Source organism: Actinoplanes sp. CA-051413 (assembly GCF_050955795.1).
Taxonomy (GTDB): Bacteria; Actinomycetota; Actinomycetes; order Mycobacteriales; family Micromonosporaceae; genus Actinoplanes.
On sequence record NZ_CP192100.1, the window covers coordinates 7640964 to 7661252 of the forward strand.

The 20289-nt window shown below is 71.9% G+C and carries 15 protein-coding genes; 3 read left to right on the plus strand and 12 right to left on the minus strand.

The annotated features are described in order from the left end of the window. Positions 1-47 precede the first annotated feature (47 nt). Together ACQP2Y_RS36000 and bla are read left to right on the plus strand one after the other, a co-directional pair. Entirely contained in the window at positions 48-3107 is a 3060-nt protein-coding gene (locus tag ACQP2Y_RS36000) for a glycosyl hydrolase (protein WP_433720563.1), read from the plus strand. A 61-nt stretch (positions 3108-3168) separates the two neighbouring features. Continuing rightward, positions 3169-4050, plus strand: a complete 882-nt coding sequence (bla, locus tag ACQP2Y_RS36005) for a class A beta-lactamase (RefSeq protein WP_433720564.1) — start codon at positions 3169-3171, stop codon at positions 4048-4050. On the opposite strand, the gene ACQP2Y_RS36010 is transcribed toward bla, so the two are convergent. Together ACQP2Y_RS36010 and ACQP2Y_RS36015 are read right to left on the minus strand one after the other, a co-directional pair. Beyond that, a complete protein-coding gene (locus tag ACQP2Y_RS36010) occupies positions 4001-4858 on the minus strand; it encodes a hypothetical protein (RefSeq protein ID WP_433720566.1) in 858 nt (285 codons plus the stop codon). The genes bla and ACQP2Y_RS36010 overlap by 50 nt on opposite strands. A 40-nt stretch (positions 4859-4898) precedes the next feature. Further along, positions 4899-6068 (minus strand): PQQ-binding-like beta-propeller repeat protein, encoded by a 1170-nt coding sequence (locus ACQP2Y_RS36015; RefSeq protein ID WP_433720567.1) that lies wholly within the window; start codon positions 6066-6068, stop codon positions 4899-4901. A 228-nt stretch (positions 6069-6296) separates the two neighbouring features. Here ACQP2Y_RS36015 and ACQP2Y_RS36020 point away from each other — a divergent pair, with 228 nt between their 5' ends. After that, a complete protein-coding gene (locus tag ACQP2Y_RS36020; RefSeq protein ID WP_433720568.1) occupies positions 6297-8144 on the plus strand; it encodes a lectin in 1848 nt (615 codons plus the stop codon). Positions 8145-8190: 46 nt separating this feature from the next. Here the strand turns inward: ACQP2Y_RS36020 and ACQP2Y_RS36025 are convergent, their stop codons facing one another. From ACQP2Y_RS36025 to ACQP2Y_RS36070, 10 genes are all read right to left on the minus strand, one after another. Beyond that, positions 8191-9366: a cytochrome P450 gene (locus tag ACQP2Y_RS36025; RefSeq protein ID WP_433720570.1), complete on the minus strand. Its 1176-nt coding sequence runs from the start codon at positions 9364-9366 to the stop codon at positions 8191-8193. 81 nt (positions 9367-9447) lie between these two features. After that, positions 9448-10494: a S1 family peptidase gene (locus tag ACQP2Y_RS36030; protein WP_433720571.1), complete on the minus strand. Its 1047-nt coding sequence runs from the start codon at positions 10492-10494 to the stop codon at positions 9448-9450. A gap of 211 nt (positions 10495-10705) precedes the next feature. Further along, positions 10706-11926: an FAD/NAD(P)-binding protein gene (locus ACQP2Y_RS36035; RefSeq protein WP_433720573.1), complete on the minus strand. Its 1221-nt coding sequence runs from the start codon at positions 11924-11926 to the stop codon at positions 10706-10708. A gap of 1180 nt (positions 11927-13106) precedes the next feature. Continuing rightward, positions 13107-13664 carry a winged helix-turn-helix domain-containing protein gene (locus ACQP2Y_RS36040; RefSeq protein ID WP_433720575.1) on the minus strand — a complete coding sequence of 186 codons (558 nt, stop codon included), beginning with the start codon at positions 13662-13664 and terminating at the stop codon, positions 13107-13109. A gap of 352 nt (positions 13665-14016) precedes the next feature. After that, positions 14017-15102 (minus strand): LLM class flavin-dependent oxidoreductase, encoded by a 1086-nt coding sequence (locus ACQP2Y_RS36045; RefSeq protein WP_433720577.1) that lies wholly within the window; start codon positions 15100-15102, stop codon positions 14017-14019. Positions 15103-15116: 14 nt separating this feature from the next. Further along, positions 15117-15539 carry a cupin domain-containing protein gene (locus ACQP2Y_RS36050; protein ID WP_433720579.1) on the minus strand — a complete coding sequence of 141 codons (423 nt, stop codon included), beginning with the start codon at positions 15537-15539 and terminating at the stop codon, positions 15117-15119. Beyond that, positions 15536-17740: a molybdopterin-dependent oxidoreductase gene (locus ACQP2Y_RS36055; protein WP_433720581.1), complete on the minus strand. Its 2205-nt coding sequence runs from the start codon at positions 17738-17740 to the stop codon at positions 15536-15538. Before ACQP2Y_RS36055 ends, ACQP2Y_RS36050 begins: the two co-directional genes overlap by 4 nt. Beyond that, positions 17737-18447: an ABC transporter ATP-binding protein gene (locus ACQP2Y_RS36060; RefSeq protein ID WP_433720583.1), complete on the minus strand. Its 711-nt coding sequence runs from the start codon at positions 18445-18447 to the stop codon at positions 17737-17739. The genes ACQP2Y_RS36055 and ACQP2Y_RS36060 overlap by 4 nt, the downstream gene beginning before the upstream one ends. Continuing rightward, the gene (locus tag ACQP2Y_RS36065; RefSeq protein ID WP_433720585.1) at positions 18444-19403 is read right to left on the minus strand and encodes an aliphatic sulfonate ABC transporter substrate-binding protein; all 960 of its coding nucleotides are present in this window, start codon (positions 19401-19403) and stop codon (positions 18444-18446) included. The genes ACQP2Y_RS36060 and ACQP2Y_RS36065 overlap by 4 nt, the downstream gene beginning before the upstream one ends. After that, positions 19400-20251 (minus strand): ABC transporter permease subunit, encoded by an 852-nt coding sequence (locus ACQP2Y_RS36070; protein WP_433720587.1) that lies wholly within the window; start codon positions 20249-20251, stop codon positions 19400-19402. Before ACQP2Y_RS36070 ends, ACQP2Y_RS36065 begins: the two co-directional genes overlap by 4 nt. Positions 20252-20289 lie beyond the last annotated feature (38 nt).

Genomic DNA, 20289 nt, shown 5'->3' on the forward strand with positions numbered 1-20289 from the left:
ACCGCCGCGGCTCCGGCGACCCCCGTCCCCATCGGAGGCACCTGGTTATGACATCCCCGCTCCCCCCTTCCCCAGTATCTCATCGGCGGCGCCGGTCCGGCCGGCTCGCCGGTCTCGCCACCGCCGTCGTGGTCGCCCTCGGCTCCGGCGCCCTCGCGGTCGCCGTCACCGGCTCCGCCGAGGCCGGGACCGTCGGCGCCGGCAGCTACACCGAGACCCTCCCGGCCGGCGCCAAGCTGCCGACCGGCTGCGGCGACATCGCGACCAACCCGCGGCAGTTCCTGACCGCGAACGCGCCGGCCGGTGCGGTGCCCACCAACGACTGGTGGTCCTCGCTGGTGTTCAAGAAGGGCGACGAGTGCAACTTCTCCCAGCCCCTGTTCGCCCACCCGGCCGCGTACAAGCCGGTGGCGAGCGGGCTCGGGATCTCGTACCAGACGGACGCCGCGATCAGCGGCAGCCCCACCGGCCTGGGTGAGTACCACTTCCCGTACGCGCAGCACGTGGTGGTCGGGGTCGCCGGGCTGAACGCGCCACGGGCGCTGGTGGACGGCTGGAGCGACTGGACCGTCACGCCGTCCTGGAGCGACGGCACCCGGACCATGAAGGCGACCATCGGGCACGGCCTGCCGATGTCGTACTACCAGGTGACCGGCGGCGACGCGCTGATCTCCGTGGTCGGGCCGCCGACCGTGTGGCAGAACAGCGGCAATCGGATCGGCTGGTCGATCGGCGGGCACGACTACGTCGCGTACGGGCCGGCCGGCTCGACCTGGTCGCTGAGCGGCAACACCTTCCGGTCCAGCCTGGCCGGTCGCGGTTACTTCTCGGTCGCGGTGCTGCCCACCACCTCGGGCACCAGCACAGCCGACAAGACGTCGCTGGCCGACCGGTACGGCGCGGTCGCGCACAACCACGTCACCGGCACCCGGGTCTCGTACACCTACAACCAGGCCGGCGGCACGGTGAACACCACGTACGCCTTCACCACCACCGCCCGCGAGGGCAGCGGCTCGGGCACGGTCATCTCGCTCTACCCGCACCAGTGGCGTTACCTGTCCGGCGGCTCCCCGCTGGCCCAGACCTACGTCTCGCCGCGCGGCGCCATGAAGACCGTCATCGGTACGTCGTTCCAGACGTCCATGAAGTACACCGGCGTGCTGCCCGAGGTGCCGGCCGTCGGCGACTCCTCCGGCGCGGACCTGTCGCAGGTCACGACGTTCCTCACCAACGAGCTCAACAACCCGGCCGACTTCCGCGGCGACGACACGTACTGGACCGGCAAGGGCCTGGGCCGGGCCGCCCGGATCGCGGAGATCGCCGACCAGCTCAACCTCACCGCGGTACGCGACTCGGCGCTGAACGTCATCCGGACCCGGATCACCGACTGGTTCACCGCCTCGCCGGGCAAGACCTCGCGGGTCTTCTACTACGACAACAAGTGGGGCACGCTGATCGGCTACCCCGCCTCGTACGCCTCCGACGAGGACCTCAACGACCACCACTTCCACTACGGCTACTTCATCGCCGCGGCCGCCACCCTGGCCAAGTTCGACCCGCAGTGGGCCTCGGCCGGCCGGTACGGCGGCATGGTCGACCTGCTCATCCGGGACGCCAACAACTACGACCGCACCGACACCCGGTTCCCGTACCTGCGCGACTTCGACATCTACGCGGGCCACGACTGGGCCTCCGGGCACGGCGCGTTCGGCGCGGGCAACAACCAGGAGTCCTCGTCGGAGGGTCAGAACTTCGCCAACGCGCTGATCCAGTGGGGTCAGGCCACCGGCAACACCGCGGTCCGCGACGCCGGCATCTGGATCCACACCACCCAGGCCGCCGCGATCAACGAGTACTGGTTCGACGTGCGCAACGAGAACTTCCCGGCGAACTGGGGGCACAACTACTCGGCCATCGTGTGGGGCTCCGGTGGCGCGTACGCGACCTGGTTCTCCGGTGAGCACGCCCTGGTGGTCGGCATCAACATGCTGCCGATGACCGGCGGCCAGCTCTACCTGGGTGACTACCCGGAGTCGGTGAAGAGCACGTACGCCGAGCTGGTGCGCAACAACGGCGGTGAGCCGACACTGTGGCGCGACATGCTGTGGCAATACCTGGCGCTCGGTGATCCGGACGCGGCGCTGGCCAAGTTCCGGGCGAACAGCTCGTACACGTCCGAGGAGGGCGAGAGCAAGGCGCACACGTTCCACTGGCTGCGCAACCTCGCGGCCCTCGGCCAGGTCGACACCGGCGTGACGGCCAACCACCCGCTGGCCAAGGTGTTCAGCAAGGGCGGCGCGAAGACGTACGTCGCGTCGAACATCACCAACACCGCGCTGACGGTGACCTACTCGGACGGCAAGTCGCTCAGCGTTCCGGCCGGCAAGACCGTGGCCAGCGGCGCGACCAACTGGAGCGGTGGCAACGCCAACGGCGGCGGAACGGTGACGACCCCGCCGACCACCTCGCCGCCCGCCTGCACCACCGGACCGCTGCTCTCGCAGGGCAAGACGGCCACCTCGTCGTCGATCGAGGCCGGCTACCCCGCGAACCTCGCCGTGGACGGTGACGCGGCCACCCGCTGGTCCAGCGCGTTCGCAGACCCGCAGTGGCTCCAGGTCGACCTGGGCACGGCGCAGCCGCTGGGCCGCGTCGAGCTGAGCTGGGAGGCCGCGTACGGCAAGGCGTACCAGATCCAGACCTCGGCGAACGGCACGAGCTGGACCACCGCCGCGACGGTGACCGCCGGGACCGGCGGCAACGTCACCCACGCGATCTCCGGCACCGCCCGCTACGTGCGCATGTCCGGCACCGAGCGCGGCACGCCGTACGGCTACTCGCTGTTCGAGTTCAAGGTGTTCGGCGCCTGCGGGACCACGACAACCCCGCCCACCACGACCCCTCCGACCACCACACCGCCCACCACGACGCCGCCGACGACACCGCCGACCACCCAGCCGGCCGGCACCGCGTGGGCGGCCAACACCGCCTACCCGGTGGGCGCGATCGTCACCTACAACGGCGTGCGCTACCGCTGCCTGCAGGCGCACACTTCGCTGGTGGGCTGGGAGCCGTCGAACGTGCCGGCGCTCTGGGCGGCCGTCTGACGGTGTGACCCACCCTGCCGTTTCACGTCCCTTTCACGGACAAAACGGCAGGGTGGGTCGCATGAGTGATCACCTGACTCGACGTACCTTGCTCACCGGCGGCGCCGCGACCGCGGCGCTGCTGCTCCTGCCCGGCACCCCGGCGCAGGCCGCCGGCGGCCTGCGCCGGCTGGAACGGGACTACGACGGCCGGATCGGTGCCGTCGGGATCGACACGGGCACCGGCCGGACCGTCGGGCACCGCGCGAACGAACGTTTCCCGCTGCTGTCCACCTTCAAGGCCCTCGCCGCGGCGGCGGTCCTGGACCGCGCCCGGGGCCGCGAGCCGGGCCTGCTGGACCGGGTCATCCACTGGACCGCGGACGACCTGCTGCCGAACTCCCCGATCACCGCCGAGCACGTCGCCGACGGGCTCACCGTCGCAGAGCTGTGCGCGGCCGCCATCGACTACAGCGACAACCTCGCCGGGAACCTGCTGCTGGAGCGGATCGGCGGACCGGCCGGGCTGACCCGCTACGCCCGCTGCCTGGGCGACCCGGTCACCCGGCTGGACCGCTGGGAGACCGAGCTGAACGACTGGTCACCGGCGTCCCCACGGGACACGACCACCCCCGCGGCCATGGCCGCCAACCTGCGCAACCTCACCGTCGGCCACGAGCTACACCCCGAGGACCGCGACCGGCTGGTCGGCTGGCTGCGCGCCAACACCACGGGCAGCGCCCGGATCCGGGCCGGCCTGCCGGATTCCTGGACGGTCGGCGACAAGACCGGCTCCGCCGACGCGTACGGCGCGGCGAACGACATCGCGATCGTCCACCCGCCGACGGGTGCCCCGCTGATCCTGGCGATCTACACCAACCGCACGGCGCCGGACGCCACCTACGACAACGCGGTCATCGCCTCGGCGGCGACACTGCTGGCGTCGGCTCTCGGCCGGCTGTGAGCAGCTCCGCCGCCGGATAACGGGCGGTCGCCGGCCCGTCGAGCAACCGGTCGTAGAAGTCGTTGAGCAGCGTGACGGTGGGCCCGTACCGTCGGACGACCGCGCGGGCCCAGGCCGGCAGGCCGGGCCCACCGTCGCGGATCAGCGCCCGCCGGCCGGTCTCGGGCGCCAGCCGATGGCAGAGCCAGTTGACCAGGTACCGCCGGGTGTCCCAGCGGTCCCAGTCGCGGTGCAGGTCGAGGAAGGCCGTTTCGGCGTTCGACAGGGCGAACGTGCCGTCGAGGGCGAGCCCGAAGTCCGAGAGGTAGAGCCGGAGGCCGGTGGCGGCCTCGATCGCGGCGAGGCGGCGGGCGACGGCCTGGTCGCCGTCCCAGTCACCGAAGTCGGGCGGTGCGGCGGGCGGCGACGGCAGGACGCGCCAGTGATGCAACAGCGGGAACCGGGCCGACACCCCGCTGCGTACCCACTGCGTGGTGGTGTGGTGGGTGGCCAGTTCCCGCCAGGCGCCGAAGCCGGTGGAGCCGACGCCGTACTGGTAGCAGGTCGGCAGACCGAAGAGGTTCGCGGTGGAGCCGAGGTGCCCGGGGCGGCGTTCCAGGTCGGTCAGCGGGATCCGCTTCACGAACACGGGCACCCCGGCCACGTCGAGCCGGGCGGTCCGCCCGCCGATCCCCACGCCCAGCGGCGTCGCGGTGTCCACCCGGGTGGCCAGCTCGTCGTCGTCCAGCCCGGTCAGTGCGGCGGCGACGGCCCGGTGCCGGTCGAGGCGGGACTCGAGGGAACCGGCGTTGCCCAGGTCTGCTGCCACGCCGCGATCTTGGCCGGACGTGGGGAACGGGTCAACTCGATCAGCGCGCGTACCCGGAGAGGGTGTTGCCCTTGATCGCGTAGAGCCGGCCGCCGGTCACGATGACGTTGCCTCCGATGACCGCGCCGATCTGGGTGCCGGCGGAGGCCCGGGCGCCGCTCGCCGCGTGCAGGATGCCGAGCGGCCGGCCACCGTCCACGGTGGCGTAGAGCAGTCCGCCCGCCCGGACCGGCTGGCCGGCGTTGCCCGGCAGGGACACGGCCCACCGCCGCGCACCGGTGCCGGCGTCCAGGGCCTCGATACCCTTCGCCATGGCCCGGTAGACGCGCCGGCCGTCGGTGGCGATGAGCGGGCTCCCCTTGCGGGCGGCGGTCCACCGGACGGCGCCGGTGGCGGCGTCCACGCAGACCATCTCGTTGCGGCTGCCCGAGGCGAAGAAACTGTCCCCGGCCGGGCTTGCCGCCTGTCCGGCCAACGCGACCTTCCGGGTCCACAGCGCCGCGCCGGTCGTCACGGACAGCGCCGACGTGCCCACCGCGCCGACCCGGCTGACCAGCACCCGGCCACCGGCCGACACCCCGGCGGAGGAGTGGTCGGCGAGCTGCCAGCGCTGCGTGCCGTCGCTGACCGCCAGGCCGATCACGGTCGGGGTGTCGGACATCGACTCCCCGGAGACCACGGCGATCCCCCGGTCGACGACCAGCGATTCCACCGGAGCCGACACCCGCTTGGTCCAGACCAGCCGGCCGGAAACAGTGTCCAGCGCGCGGACCGTGCCGTCCGGGTCGCTCTGCGACTGGCAACCCTGGTTGGCCACGATGAGCAGGCCAGCGGAGACCGCCAGGTACGGAGTGCTCTCGTCCTCGGGCGACGACCAGGTGAAACGCCACGACAGCCGCCCGGTCCCGGCCTGGTACGCCGAGACACCGGTCTCCTGAGCGACGAAGACCCGCCCACCGGCAACCACAGGCGTGGCCGCCCGCGCACACCGTTCCCGGGCCTCCGGCAGCGCGACGGTCCACCGGCGCCGCACCGCGTTGATGCTGCCCGCGTTGATCACCGACTCGCCGGGGTTGTAGTACGTGTCCCCGGCGCCGTAGCCGGGCTGGGTCCACTCCGCCGCGACGGCAGCCTGAACGGGAACGGGAACGGGCACAGCGAGCACACCGGCGGCCACCAGGGCGACGCCGAGAGCGGGCAGGACGGGCAACGGTCCTCCAGAGATCGAGCGGCACGAACGCTGTGAACGTAAACGGCCGGAATGCCGCTGGGAGGCGTCTTTGCTCGATGATCACCCGCAGTGCGTTTCATTTGTTTCATCGACGTTCACCCATGCCAAGCGATTGACAACGAGGCGATGGGCCGGTGTTCTGAGAACAGCGGTGTTACGAAATTGTTTCATCCTGTTACAGCTGTCCCTCCCCCGAAAGGACATCTCATGGCAGAACGATCCAGCCCTCGGCGTCGGCTGCTGGCCCTGGCGGCATCCGGGGTCCTGACCGTGGGCGCCGCGGCCTATGTGGTCGCCGCCGACACGGCCTCCTTCGCCGCGACGAGCGCCAGCGTCTGGCTCACCACGCCGGACCGCGGCAACCTGCTCACCCAGAAGGCCGCCGTCACCTTCGGCACGGCCGGCAGCGGCTCGACGATCACGGTCAACCCCGGCACCACCCACCAGTCCATGGTGGGCTTCGGGGCGTCGTTCACCGACGCGGCCGCCTACAACGTCTACAACTCGTCGCAGCGCAACACCATCATGAACGCGTTGTTCGGCACCGGCAGCGGTATCGGCCTGAGCTTCGTGCGGCAGCCGATCGGGGCCAGCGACTTCTCCCGGTCGTTCTACACCTACGACGACGGTGCCGCCGATCCCTCGCTGTCGCGCTTCTCGACCGCCCACGACAACGCGTACATCCTGCCGCTGCTGCAGCAGGCCCGGCAGCTCAACCCGCAGCTCACCGTCAAGGGTGCGCCGTGGAGCGCGCCGGCGTGGATGAAGACCAACAACAACCTCATCGGCGGGTCACTGGCCCAGGCCAACGAGGGTGTCTACGCCGACTATCTGGTCCGGTTCGTGCAGGCGTACCAGGCAGCCGGAGTCCCCATCGGCTACCTGAGCGTGCAGAACGAGCCGCAGTTCTCCCCGCCCGGTTATCCGGGCATGCTGATGTCCGCCGAGCAGCAGGCCCGCATCATCAACCTGCTCGCCCCGAAGCTGCGCGCCGCCGGGCTGAGCACCCGCATCCTCGGCTGGGACCACAACTGGGACAACACGTCGTACCCCCAGACCGTGAACAACGCCGCCGGCGGCAACGTGGCCGGCTCGGCCTGGCACTGCTACGCCGGTGACCCCGGCGCCCAGTCGGTCGTGCACAACGCCCAGCCCGCCAAGGACGTCTTCTTCACCGAGTGCTCCGGCACCGAGTCGGCCAACACCTTCGCCGACTCGCTGCGGTGGCAGGGCCGCAACCTGGCCGTCGGCGCCACCCGTAACTGGGCCCGGGCGGTCTCGCTCTGGAACCTCGCCCTGGACGCCAACCACGGACCGGTCATCGGCAGCTGCACCAACTGCATGGGCGTCGTCACCGTCAACGGCGGCAGCGTCACCTACAACGCCGAGTACTACGTCCTCGGCCACCTGAGCAAGTTCGTCAAGCCGGGCGCGGTCCGGATCGACTCCACCGGGTACGGCCAGGGCGGCATCGAGAACGTCGCCTTCCGCAATCCGGACGGCAGCATCGCGCTCGTGGCCGTCAACACCGGCGGCGATCAGGACTTCCAGGTCTCGTACCAGGGCGCGTCGTTCGGCTACCGGCTGCCCGCGGGCGCCATGGCCACCTTCACCTGGCCGGGCACGGGCGGCGGCACCACCACACCCCCGGCGACCACCCCGCCGGCCGGCCGGACCGGGGCTGTCACCAGCGCCAACGGCAAGTGCCTGGACGTCACCGACGGCTCCACCGCCAACGGCAACCTGCCGCAGATGTGGGCCTGCACCGCCGGGCCGAACCAGCGCTGGACCGTTGCCGCCGACGGCACGATCCGCGGGCTGGGCAAGTGCCTCGACGTCAAGGACAACGGCACGGCCGACGGTTCCGCCGTCCAGCTGTGGGACTGCGCCGGCGGCGCCAACCAGCGGTGGAGCTCCACCTCCGGCGGCACGCTGGTGAACGCCGCCTCCGGCAGGTGCCTCGACATCAAGGACAACAGCACGGCGGACGGCGCCAAGCTGCAGATCTGGTCCTGCACCGGCGCCACGAACCAGCGCTGGACCCTGCCGGCATGACCGGCGGCGGGTGTGCGTCCCTTCACCGGTACGCACACCCGCCCGATCAGCCGCCGGTGGTGATCATCAGGCCGGTCAGCTCGTACGAGGCGATCTCCTTGCGGATGCCCACCTTCGGGGCCCGCACCATGCGCAGACCCGGCAGTGCGAACAGCTTGGTCAGGAAGATGTCCGTCTCCTGAATGGCGATGTACGCCCCCGGGCAGCGGTGCGGCCCGTCGCCGAACGACAGCCCCGCGTCCCCCACCCCGTCGCCCAGCGACCGGCCCGGGCAGACCGCACCCGGGTCGGCGCCCACCGCCGCCGGATCCATGTTGGCCGCCGCCACGCCGATGTCGACCCGCGCCCCGGCCGGGATGGTCGCGTCGCCCGTCCGCAGCTCCGCCGTGGTCCAGCGGGCCAGATTGGCCACCACCGGCTCCAGGCGCAGGATCTCGTGCAGGATCGCCACCCGCTGCTTCTCGTCCCCCTGGGTGTACGCCGCGCGCAGCTCGTCGTCGGTGAACAGGTGCCAGGCCACCAGGGTGATGAACTCGCGGGTGGTGATCATGCCGGCCGCCGCGAAGGTGACGCATTCGCCGAGGATCTCGCCGCTGGAGCAACCCTCGCTCAGCAGGTGACTGATCAGGTCGTCGCGGCTGCGCTCCTTGCGGGCCTTGATCGCCGGGCGGACGTCCCGCCAGAAGAACAGCGCCATGTTGGCGTTGGAGCGGATCTCCTTCCAGGACCGGATCAGGCGGTTCGGGCTCTCCTTCTCCTCGAAGAAGCGGTCGAGCCGGCGCGCCATGCCCGGGCCGCTCTCGGTCAGCCCGATCACCTCGGCGGCCACCGCCACCGCCAGCCGGAAGGACAACTGCGAGAGATCCACGGTGCCGCGGCGGCGCAGCGTCTCGCACTGCTCCTCGGCCAGGCGGTCCATCAGGGACGCGTACGCCGTCTCGACGCGTCTCGGGGTGAAGTACTTCGCGGTCTGCCGGCGGTGCTCGCGGTGCTCGGGGCCGTCGCGGTAGAGGACGGGCATGCGCATCCGGCCCTCGAGCTTGACGGCGTTCTCCACGCCGAAGCCGGCCTGCCGGGTCTCGGTGCTGCGCAGCACCGACCGGGCGCCGGCGAAGTCCTGGACGTGCCAGACCTCGTCGGCGCCGGCGTGGACGGGGCAGCCGGGGGCCAATTCCCCTCGTGCGATCTTGCGGACGGACTCGACCGGGGTCTCAGCTGACATGCATCGATTCTCGTCGCTGCCAGGCTCACGGGAAAGGCCCCACCCGGGATCGGGTGAGGCCTTTCTCGATGGGGAGCTGGATCAGAAGACCGAGACGCCGTACACGCTCAGCGGCTCCGTCACCGGCTGGAAGTACGTGGTGCCGCCGCTGGAGCAGTTGCCACTGCCGCCCGAGGTCAGGCCCAGCGCGGTGGTGCCGGAGTAGAGCGAGCCGCCGCTGTCACCCGGCTGGGCGCAGACGGTGGTCCGGATCAGGCCGGAGACCGAACCCTCGGCGTAGTTGACCGTGCTGTTCAGCGCGGTGACCCGGCCCGAGTGGATGCCGGTCGTGCTGCCGCGGCGGTAGACCGTCGCGCCGACGGCCGGGGTGCCGGCCGACGTGATGTCCTGCGAGCCGACCGCGCCCGACTTGGCGATCGTGGTGTTGGTGTAGCGCACGATGCCGTAGTCGTTGCCCGGGAAGCTGGTGCCGGCCCGGGTGCCGAGCGTCGTGGAGCCGTTGGTCCAGGTCGCGCCGATGTTGGTGCAGTGCCCGGCGGTCAGGAAGTAGTTGGTGCCTGCGCTGTTGCGCACGTTGAAGCCCAGCGAGCAGCGGCCGCCGCCGGCGTAGATGGCGTCTCCGCCGGAGATGGTCGGCTGCAGCTTGCCGGGCACCGACTCGAGGGTGGCCTTGTCGCCGAGCTTGGCCACGATGGCCTTGACAGCGGCGAGCTTGGCCCCGGTGACCGTCTCGTCGGCGGTCACCACGATCTTGTTGCTGACCGGGTCCAGGCCGAACGAGGTGCCGGGCGTCTTGAGCTCGGCCTTCAGGGCGGAGTCGGCGGCGGCCATCGCGGCGCCGCTGTGGGCGACGTAGCGGGGGGTCGCGCCGGCGGCGGACACCGACTTGGCGGTGGCGGCGTCGGTCACGTTGACCACGAGCTTGCCGGCCGAGTCGACGTAGGAGCCGGCGGCGGCGGTGCCGAACTGGGTGTCCAGCTTGGTGGCGAGCGCGGAGGGGGCGAAGGACGGGTCGGCGGCGGGGCCGGACGGGGCGGCGGACGCGGGTGACGCGAACGCACTGCCCACCAGCAGCACGGCGGCCAGGCCGACGATCGGTCGGCCGAGCTTCGAGCCGGGGTTACGCACAGGTTCCTCCCAGGGGGACGGGGGTACGCCGGGTCTCCGGCGTACCGGTGCCTCCCTGAGTATTGAGGTGTTTCGATGTGGACTCAAGGTCGGTCATTGTTTCCACAATGTGAAGCAGATACCCACCAAACCAGTCCTGAGCTGCGGAAACAGCCTCGTCATATCATCGGGCTATGCCCGTTTCGGGATGCCGCCCGGACCGGTCCGCGAGCTACGCGGCGGCCGGGAACGCGGCCGCGATGCGCATCCCGGCGCGCAGATCGGTGACCAGCCGCCGCGCCTGGGCCCGGATCTCCGGGACCGCGGTGGTCTCCCAGCGCGCGCCCCGGCGCAGCGGCCCGATGACCCAGAGCCGGTCGTGCGCCCGGCCGTCGGCCCCGACCAGCCGCCCCGCCTCGTCGATGTCGAGACCGAGGCCGTGCGGACCCACCCGGGCCAGCCCGGTGGCCAGCAGACCGCGGACCAGCGGGCCGGCCGAACCCGGGAGCCGCCCGGGACCGGCACAGTTGACCACCGCGGCGAAGTCCGCCAGCCCAGGCCACGCCGCAACCCCACCGGAGCGGATCTCCAGTAAGCCGGCCTCGCGCAGCTCCACCACCCGGGCAGCCACCACCGGCGCCATCCGGTGCCGGTGACATTCCCACGGGCGCGCCAGATGCCGCAGGAAGGCGTCCTGCTCACCCGGCGTCAACGCGGTCCACAGCTGATCAAGCAGGGGCCGCATACCGTCCACGACCGGCCGCCAATCCCCCGCCTCGCCGGCAGCCGCGCGCACGGCGCGGACCACGTCACGCAACGTGGCGCAGTCATCGAGCGACGGCACGGCCGGCGGAATCGCATCGGTGGTGTGCGTCAGCGGCAGCAGCCCCCGCCGGCTGACCGCGACCACGGGAGCAGTCCGACGCCCGTCGGCGGTGAGAGTCAGTGCCACGTCGACAGCGGTGAGCCCAGTACCGATCAACAGCACCGGACGGTCGGCGGGCAGCGCGTCGAGCACGCCGGGGCGCCACGGGTCGGTCACGTACCGGGGGTGGTCGATCTGCTGGCGGGCGGCGGCCGGGCCACCGGTGGCCAGCACCACGTGATCGGCGTGGACCGCACCGCCGTCGTCCAGCGCGACCGTGCCGTCCGGGGCCAGTGCGGCCACCCGGGCCCGGTGCACCCGCAGCCGGCCGGGGTGGGCGCGGTCCACCTCCTCGAGCACGGAACGCAGGTAGCGCCCGTACTCGGCCCGGGGACGGAAGGCCGCCGCGGTGGTGCCGGCCCAGCGGACGAAGTGCCCCGGGTCGTCCGGGTCGGCGCTCATCGCCCCGGCCCGCGAGTTCAGCAGGTGCCACGGTTGGGCTTCGCCGTAGGCGACCCCGCCGCCGGGCTCACCGGGCTCGATCAGCACCACGTCGTCATCGCCGCCGCGCAGAAGCTCGCGGGTCACCAGAACCCCCGAACACCCTCCCCCGACCACTGCCACCACACGCCCCATGAGGCCCCCTATCTCCTATCAACACGATAGGCAAAACAGGTTTTAAGCGCCAGTGGCGCGCCGTGGCGGAACCGCATTGACGAGGACATCCGGGACAGAGCGGCTGGCGATACGCCCGATCCCAGCCGGCAGGACCGACGGAAGCGCCGGCGCGGCGCCTCCTCGGGCGCGCCGCGCCGGCGAAAGCGGAGGACCGGACCGGGTCAGACGTCGGCGATCATGACGCGCGCGCAGCGCCGGTGAGCTCCAAGATCGGACCGGGTCAGACGTCGGTGGCGGTGATGCGCGCGGTCCGGGCCGTGACCGCCGCGCCCACCCGGCTTCGGGTCCCACCAGCCCGCCCGACCCGGGTCCTAACCAGCCCGCCCAGCCCGAGGTCTCGACCAGCCACCCGGCCCCGGGTCTCCAGCAGCCTGCCCGGTCCGGGGTCTCGACCGACCAGCCCGGGGTTTCAAGCAGCCTGCCCCGCCCCGGGTCCAATCAACCCGCCCAGCCCGGGACCTCGACCAACTCGCCCAGCCCGCGGTCCCGACCAGCCCGCCCGAGCCGAAACTCGACCAACCCGCCCCGCCTGCGATTCCAACCAGCCCGCCCGAGCCGAAAACTCGACCAACCCGCCCGCCTGCGATTCCAACCAGCCCGCCCAGCCCACGGTCTCGAACAACCCACCCGGCCCACGGTCGCAACCAGTCCGCCCGGGCCGGGAACTCGACCAACCCGCACGGCCCGCGGTCCCAACCAGCCCGCCCGGCCCGCGGTCCCAACCGGCCCGGCCTGCTCCGGCCAGCGGCAGGCTGGGCGGCGGTGTTCGACGCCACGCCCAGCTCGTTGGCGAGCGCGTCGCCAACGTGCGGGAAGTCACCGACCGGACCGGGCCACCCGTCCGCGATCGCGGCGCACGTCCCCGACCAAGCGGAAGCCGAAGGCGGACCGGGCCGGACGTCGCCGGCCAGGCAGAGTCGGACCGGGCGGAGTCGGACCGGGCGGAGTCGGACCGGGCGGAGTCGGACCGGGCGACACGTCCGCGAAAGCGCGGCGCACGTCGCCGACCCGGCGGAGGCCGAAGGCGGAACCCGAGCCAGACGTCGCCGACCAGGCCGGAGCGGAGGCCGGAGCCGGAGGCCGGACCGGGTCAGGCGTCGTCGATCGTGATGCCGGCTTCGTCGGCCAGGCGATACCCGACCCCGTAGACCGTGGTCACGATCTCCGGGTCGCCGAGCTTCGTCCGCAGCCGGCTCACGTGCACGTCCACCGTGCGGACCGTGGTGTGCGTATGCCCCCAGACGTGCCCCAGGAGCTGGTTGCGGCTGAACACCTGGCGGGGGTGCCGGGACAGGAAGAGCAGCAGTTCGTACTCGAGCCGGCTCAGGTCGAGCCGGCGGCCGTCCTGGGTAACCGTGCGGGCGCGGGTGTCGAGCTGCAGGCCGGGCACCGTCTCGGCCAGGGTCGGCGGCGTCCCGGCCGGGCCGAGGTCGATGTCCGCGCCGGGGCCGGCGGCGGCGACCAGGTCACGCAGTGCCGACAGGACCCGTTCGCTCTCCTCCGAGCCGGGCCGGCCCAGGGTGATCGTGACGGTGACCGAGGAGTCGGGGGTGGCGATCGAGCGCAGCCGGGCGGCGCGCGGGCGGCCGGTCCGGCGGACCGGGGCGGGGCGGGCGAGAGGCAGATCGGCGACGGCGAGTACGGACATGATTTTGCCCCTTTGAGGAGGGTGTGGCGGCCGGCCGGGTCTCGGCCGGCGCCTGAACAATACTTTTCCCATGTGTGGGATAGGTTTATAGACGCGGAACGGCGTCGAGGGATCATTCCTTCGGGCTACCGCGGCTCTCGCACCGCGCGGTCGCGGCGGGGCACAGGGATCGCCGGTCGATCAGTGAAGGCGACAGCGTGCGCTCGCGCATCGGAGGAGATCGATGGCGAGGCGGGACGTGAGTCTTACGTCGCGCAACTGCATGGTGACCATCCTTCACACTCGGCGGCGGCAGGTCAAAACAAATCCAGGATGCGGGAGTTCAATTCAGTGACGGTCGGCACATTGCCATTCAGGCGGGCACCGGTAATGCGGCGCTGTCTCGTCGTGCTATTTCCGCGCGAACGGCGGGAATGAGCTCGCGGCCGTAGTCGATCGCGTCGTCCAGCGGGTCGTAGCCGCGGATCAGGAAGGTCGTCACGCCGAGCTCGTGGTAGTCGAGCAGGGCCCGGGCGACCGTGTCCGGCGTGCCGACCAGTGCCGTGGAGTTGCCCGCCGCGCCACTGGCCCGTGCGGTCGCCGTCCACAGTGCGCGGTCGTGCCGGTCCTGGGTCGCCGCCGCCGCGAGCAGCCGTTGCGAGCCCACGTTGGCCGGCCCTTGGCCGGCGTCGCCGAAGAAGCGGGACGGGTTGATCCGGTCCAGGATCGCGTGGGCCCGCTCCCAGGCGAGTTCCTCGGTCGCGCCGAGGATGGGCCGGAACGAGACCGAGAAGCGCGGCGCGGGCTGTCCCGCCACCGCGGCCGCGGCCCGTACGGCGGCGATCTGCTCGGCGATCTGGGCCAGCGGCTCACCCCAGAACATGTATGTCTGCGCATGCTTGACCCCCGTCGCGTACGCGGCCGGCGACGATCCCGAGAAGTACAGCGGGATGGTGCCGTGCACCGGCCGGACCTGCGAGACGAAGTCCTCGAAGCGGTAGAACCGGCCCTCGTGCGAGAACGGCGTCTCGGCCGTCCATGCCCGGCGCAGGATCGACAGGTACTCGTCGGTGCGCGCGTACCGGTCGTCCTTGGCCAGGTAGTCGCCGTCCCGGCGCTGTTCCACGTCGTGGCCGCCGGTGATGATGTTGAGCGTCACCCGGCCGCCGGTGAAGTGGTCCAGCGTGGCGAAGGTGCGCGCGGCCAGCGTCGGGGCGACGAAGCCGGGCCGGTGCGCGACCATGAACCGCAGCTTCTCGGTGTGCGCCGCCGCGTACGCCGCCAGCTGCGCACCATCCGGGTACGCCGAGCTGTAGCCGATCAGCACCTGGTCGAAGCCGGAGTCCTCGTGGGCGCGGGCGATCCGGCCCGCGTAGCCGGGGTCGATGAAGGGCACCGTGGCCGGGCTGCTCTCCGAGCCGTCCTGGGTGGCGATGAGGCCGATGAATTCGACGGGCATGACGTCTCTCCCTCTCAGGACCGGGGCTTGAGCGAGGGCAGGTTGACGACGATGGCCTCCTGCGTGGTCCGCGCGATCACCACGACCGCCTCGTTGTCGGGGTCCGGGTTCTCCTCGCGGTGCGGCACCCACGGCGGGACGAAGATGTAGTCGCCCGGCTTGGTCTCGATCCGCGTCTCGGCGCCCTCCTCGGCGGAGTAGAAGACGAAGACCGGATTGCCGCGCACCACGTAGATCGCTGTCTCGGACTCGCCGTGGTGGTGGTTGTCGCTCGCCGTCGCCGCGGAGACGTGGGTCTCGCCCATCCACAGGTCCTTGCTGCCCACGGTCTTGCCGCTGATCGCCTCGACCCGGGTCATCCCCTTGGTCTGGGCGGTCTCACCGGACAGCGCGACCGGCGCGACGTGGTGCAGCCTCTGGTGGAAATCGTCGGTCACTGATGCTCCAGGGGTGGGTCGTAGGCACGGACCGGCGGTGTCGGTCCGTCGTGGCGGGAGATCTCGACGCGGGCCTGCTGGCCGGTGCAGCCCTGCGCCAGCCGGGAGGTGCCCACGTCGCGGGTCAGCACGTTGGGGTTGCCGTGCACGCAGGTGGCGACCTCGGGCGCGGACGGGTCGAACCAGGCGCCGGTGGAGAGCTGGGCGACCCCGGGCGCGCACGCGTCGGACAGCCGCGCGCCGGCCAGGAGGCTGCCGAGGTCGTTGTGGACCCGTACGACGTCACCGTCGGCGATGCCCCGCGCGGCCGCGTCAGTGGGGTGCAACCGCAGCGGCTCGCGTCCGGCGATCTTGGCCTGCTGGGAGACCCCGCCCATGTCGAGCTGCGAGTGCAGGCGCGAGGCGGGCTGATTGCAGATCAAAACGATCGGGTACGGCGACAGCTCCGGCTCGTGGAACACGGGATGGCCGGGGCACTCGTCGTAGCCGAAACCGGCCACGGTCGCCGAGTAGAGCTCGATCTTGCCGCTCGGGGTGTCCAGCGGCCGCCCGTCCCGGAAGCCGGCGAACAGTACGGTGTCCGCGCGCCGGCCCGGCAGCTCCACCTCGCCGGCCGCCCAGAAGTCGTCGAATCCCGGCAGGTCCAGGTCGGCGCCCCAGTCCTCGTACAGGTGCCGCAGCCACTCGCCGCTGGTGCGCCCCTCGGTGAACGCCGCGCGGTAGCCCAGCCGCTGGGCCACGTCGGCGAAGATGTCGTACTCGTCGCGGGCCTCGGCGTACGGCTCGTCGGCGCGCTGCATGGCGATAAGGTGGGTGTCACCGCGGCCGGCGCCCAGGTCGTCGCGTTCCAGGGTGGTGGTGACCGGCAGCACCACGTCGGCGTGGCACGCGGTCGCCGTCCAGTACGGCTCGTGCACGATCACCGTCTCGGGCCGGGCGAAGGCGCGGCGCAGCCGGTTCAGGTCCTGGTGGTGGTGGAACGGGTTGCCGCCGGCCCAGTAGACGAGCTTCGTGTCCGGGTAGGCGTACCGGCCGCCGTCGTAGTCGAACTCCTCGCCGGGGTGCAGCAGCAGGTCGGCGATCCGGGCGCACGGGATGAAGTCCGGCACCGGGTTGCGGGCGCGCGGGAACGTCGGGAGCCCGTACGGCAGCTTGCCCCCGCCCACCTCGCCCACCGAGCCGTACCCGTGGCCGAAACCACCGCCGGGCAGCCCGATCTGTCCCAGCACCGCGGCGAGGGCGAGCCCGGCCCAGAGCGGCTGCTCGCCGTGCCGGGTGCGCTGCAGCGACCAGCTGACCGTGATCAGCGTGCGGCCGGCCGCCATCCGCCGGGCCAACGCGACGATCGCCGCCTCGTCCAGCCCGGAGATCTCCGCGGCCCAGGCCGGGGTCCTGTCCGCCACGTCGGCGAGGAACCGGCGTCCGCCGACCGTGTACTTGTCGAGGAAATCCAGGTCCGCGTGGCCGTCGGCGACGAGCTGGTGGGCCAGGGCGAACATCACCGCCACGTCCGTGCCGGGGCGGATCGCCAGCCAGTCACCGGCCAGGTCGGCGGCGAGGTCGTCGCGCAGCGGTGACACCGAGGCGACCCGCAGGCCGCGGGCCGTGGCGGTGCGCAGGTGCTCGCGGAGATCGTGCGTGGCGCGGCCGCCGGGCGAGACGTAGCTGGTCGCGGCCCGGATGCCGCCGAAGGCGACCACCAGGTCGGTGTGCGCGGCGATGACCGGCCAGTCGGTGCCGCCCCGGATGATCGCGTGCGTGCCGCGGTGGCCGACCAGGTGCGGCAGGGCCACGTTGGACGCGGCGAAGCTGTAGTTGTCGCGCGCGTCGGTGTAGCCGCCGCCGAGGGCGAGGAAGCGGTGCAGCTGGGACTGCGCGTGGTGGAAGCGGCCGGCGCTGGCCCAGCCGTACGAGCCGCCGAAGATCGCGTTGTCGCCGTGCTCCCGGGCCCGGGTCAGCGCCTCGGCCACCCGGTCGAGGGCCGTGTCCCAGGAGACCTCCTCGAAGGAGTCGTAGCCACGACCGGCCCGCGGGCGGCGCAGGGCCGGGCGCGCGACCCGGGAGCCGTGCCGGTGCGCGCCCGCGATGTTGCCCAGCAGCGGCGTGGGGTCCGGATCCCCGGGACGCGGTGTGACCTCGAGGGTCGCGCCGGCCCCGGAGACCCGGAAGGCTCCCCAGTGCGAGCTGCCGGTGCTGCTCACTGCTCGACGACGCCCAGTTCGGCGAGCAGGTCGGCGCGCAGCGCGACGAACTCCGCGTGGCCGCGGGAGCGGGCCTGCGCCGACACCTGATGGTCCGCGGCGATCCGGCCGTCGCGCATGGTCAGCACCCGGTCGGCCAGCAGCACCGCCTCGTCGACGTCGTGCGTGACCAGCAGCACAGCCGGCCGGTGCCGGGAGATCAGGTCCCGGACCAGCCCGTGCATCCGGATCCGGGTGAGCGCGTCCAGGGCCGCGAACGGCTCGTCCAGCAGCAGCAGCTCGGGTTCGCGGACCAGGGCCCGGGCCAGGGCGACCCGCTGGGCCTCGCCGCCGGACAGGGTCAGCGGCCAGGCGTCGGCGTGATCGCCGAGACCGACCTCCTCCAGCGCGGACTGGGCGCGGGCCCGGGCCGTCGCGCGCGGCAGGTTCAGGGCCACGTTGCGCCAGACCTTCTCCCAGGGCAGGAGCCGGTGCTCCTGGAAGACCACGGTGGACGAGGACGGCACGACGAGGTCACCGCCGTCGAGCCGGTCCAGGCCCGCGAGGGTACGCAGCAGCGTCGTCTTGCCGCACCCGCTCTTGCCGAGCAGGGCCACGAACTCGCCCCGGCGGATCTCGAGGTCGAGCTCGTGCAGGACGGTGCGGTCGCCGTACCGCCGGGTGACCGCGCTGGCCCGCACCGCGGGCGCGTCCACCGCCGTGGTCACAGCTTCACCGCGTGGTCCGCGATATTGATCTTGCCGCTGAGCACCTTCCGCTCGCTCAGCCAGTCGGCGCCGGCCTGCAGCTGGGCGATGCCGTCGTCGTTGATCAGGCTCCACGTGGTCTGGACGTTGCCGGCCACGATCTTCTGCACCACGGCGTCGGGGTACTTGGAGACGGCGTTGCCGATCTTCTGCGCCTCGGCCTGGTTGGCGTTGACCCAGTCGGCCTCGGCCTTGTACGCGGCGATGACCTTGCGGATGGTGTCCGCCTCCTTCTTCGCGTAGTCCTCGCGGACCAGGTACGTCGAGAAGTCGATTTGCTTGTCCAGCTCGTCGCCGTCGGTGAAGATGCGCTTGGCGCCGTACTGCACCTCGGCCAGCTCCATCGGGCCGGACCAGATGCCCCACGCGTCCACCTTGCCACTGCCGAAGGCGGGCGCGGCGTCCGGCGGGTTCAGATAGGTGAAAGTCACCGAGTCCCGCGGCACGTTGTACTTCTCCAGCGCGGCGACGAGCAGGAACTCGCCCAGCCCGGCCTTGTTCACCGCCACGTTCTTGCCGGCCAGGTCCGCGACCTTGGTGATGCCCGAGTTCGGCAGGGCCAGGATCGACGACAGGCGGGGCTTGGCCGTGGCCCAGGCGACGTACTTGAGCTTGTTGCCGGACAGCAGCGCCTGGTCGGCCGGGGTGGAGCTGCCGCCGAAGCTGAAGTCGGCGGTGCCGGTGGCGACGGCCTGCAGGGTGGGGGCGTGGTTCGGGAAGGGGCCGACCCACTCGACGTCGATGCCCTGATCCTTGAGGGTCGTCTCGAACACACCGCGGGTCTTGGGCACCGAGATGGCGCCGTAGGTCAGCCGGACCTTCTTGCGGCCGTTGGCCTCCGCCGCGTTGTCGCCGCAAGCCGCGAGCACGGGTAGAGCGAGTGCGGCTCCCAGCAGTGAGCGGCGGGACAGTGTCACTTCTTACCTCCGGAGTAGTTCGGGTGCCAGGCCAGGAGACGGCGCTCCAGGGCCCGGGCGATGAGATCGGTGCTCAGACCGATGAGCGCGTACAGGACGATGACCAGGACGATCACGTCGGTCTGAAGGAACTCGCGGGCGTTGGTGGCCATGAAGCCGATGCCGGCGGGCGCGCCGACGGTCTCGGCGATGACCAGGGCCAGCCACGCGTTGGTCAGCGCCAGCCGGACGCCCAGCAGGACGGACGGCAGCGCGCCGGGCAGGATCACCGTGCGGACCAGCCGGAGCCGGGGCAGGCCGATGACCCGGCCCATCTCCAGCAGCTTCGGGTCGACCTGGCGGATGCCGAGCACGGTGTTGAGGTAGATCGGGAACAGGGTGCCGAGCGCCACGAGGAAGTAGCGCCCGCTCTCGCCGACGCCGAACCACACCATGACCAGCGGCAGGATCGCCAGGAATGGGATGGCCCGGACGATCTGGATGTTGCGGTCCACGATCGCCTCGGCGAGCCGGGAGAAGCCGGTCAGCACGCCGAGCACCAGGCCGATGCTGCCGCCGATGGCCAGGCCGATGGCGGCGCGCTTGAGGCTCTCCCACAGGTGGGTGGGCAGCTCGCCGGTCTCGGTCAGCCGCCAGGCGGTGACCCCGACGGAGCTCGGCGCCGGCAGGACGTTGGGGGCGATGATCCCGGCCCGGGCCAGCAGCTCCCACGTGAGCAGCAGCAACAGCGGAACGACCCAGGAGATCACCCGGTACGGCAGCCCTCTCCGGCGCGCCCCGCCGGGGGCCGGTGTGCTCGTGGTCGCCGCCGGTGGGCTGACCGGGGCGGCGATGGTGGGAGTGGACATGGCCGGAACTCTGACTCATCCAAGTTCTGCATGTCAAC

Coding starts and splice junctions, on each gene's coding strand:
- ACQP2Y_RS36025 (WP_433720570.1), bottom strand. CDS start 9,366: ATGTCAGCTGAGACCCCGGTCGAGTCCGTCCGCAAGATCGCACGAGGG.
- ACQP2Y_RS36070 (WP_433720587.1), bottom strand. CDS start 20,251: ATGTCCACTCCCACCATCGCCGCCCCGGTCAGCCCACCGGCGGCGACC.
- ACQP2Y_RS36020 (WP_433720568.1), top strand. CDS start 6,297: ATGGCAGAACGATCCAGCCCTCGGCGTCGGCTGCTGGCCCTGGCGGCA.
- ACQP2Y_RS36040 (WP_433720575.1), bottom strand. CDS start 13,664: ATGTCCGTACTCGCCGTCGCCGATCTGCCTCTCGCCCGCCCCGCCCCG.
- ACQP2Y_RS36000 (WP_433720563.1), top strand. CDS start 48: ATGACATCCCCGCTCCCCCCTTCCCCAGTATCTCATCGGCGGCGCCGG.
- ACQP2Y_RS36045 (WP_433720577.1), bottom strand. CDS start 15,102: ATGCCCGTCGAATTCATCGGCCTCATCGCCACCCAGGACGGCTCGGAG.
- bla (WP_433720564.1), top strand. CDS start 3,169: ATGAGTGATCACCTGACTCGACGTACCTTGCTCACCGGCGGCGCCGCG.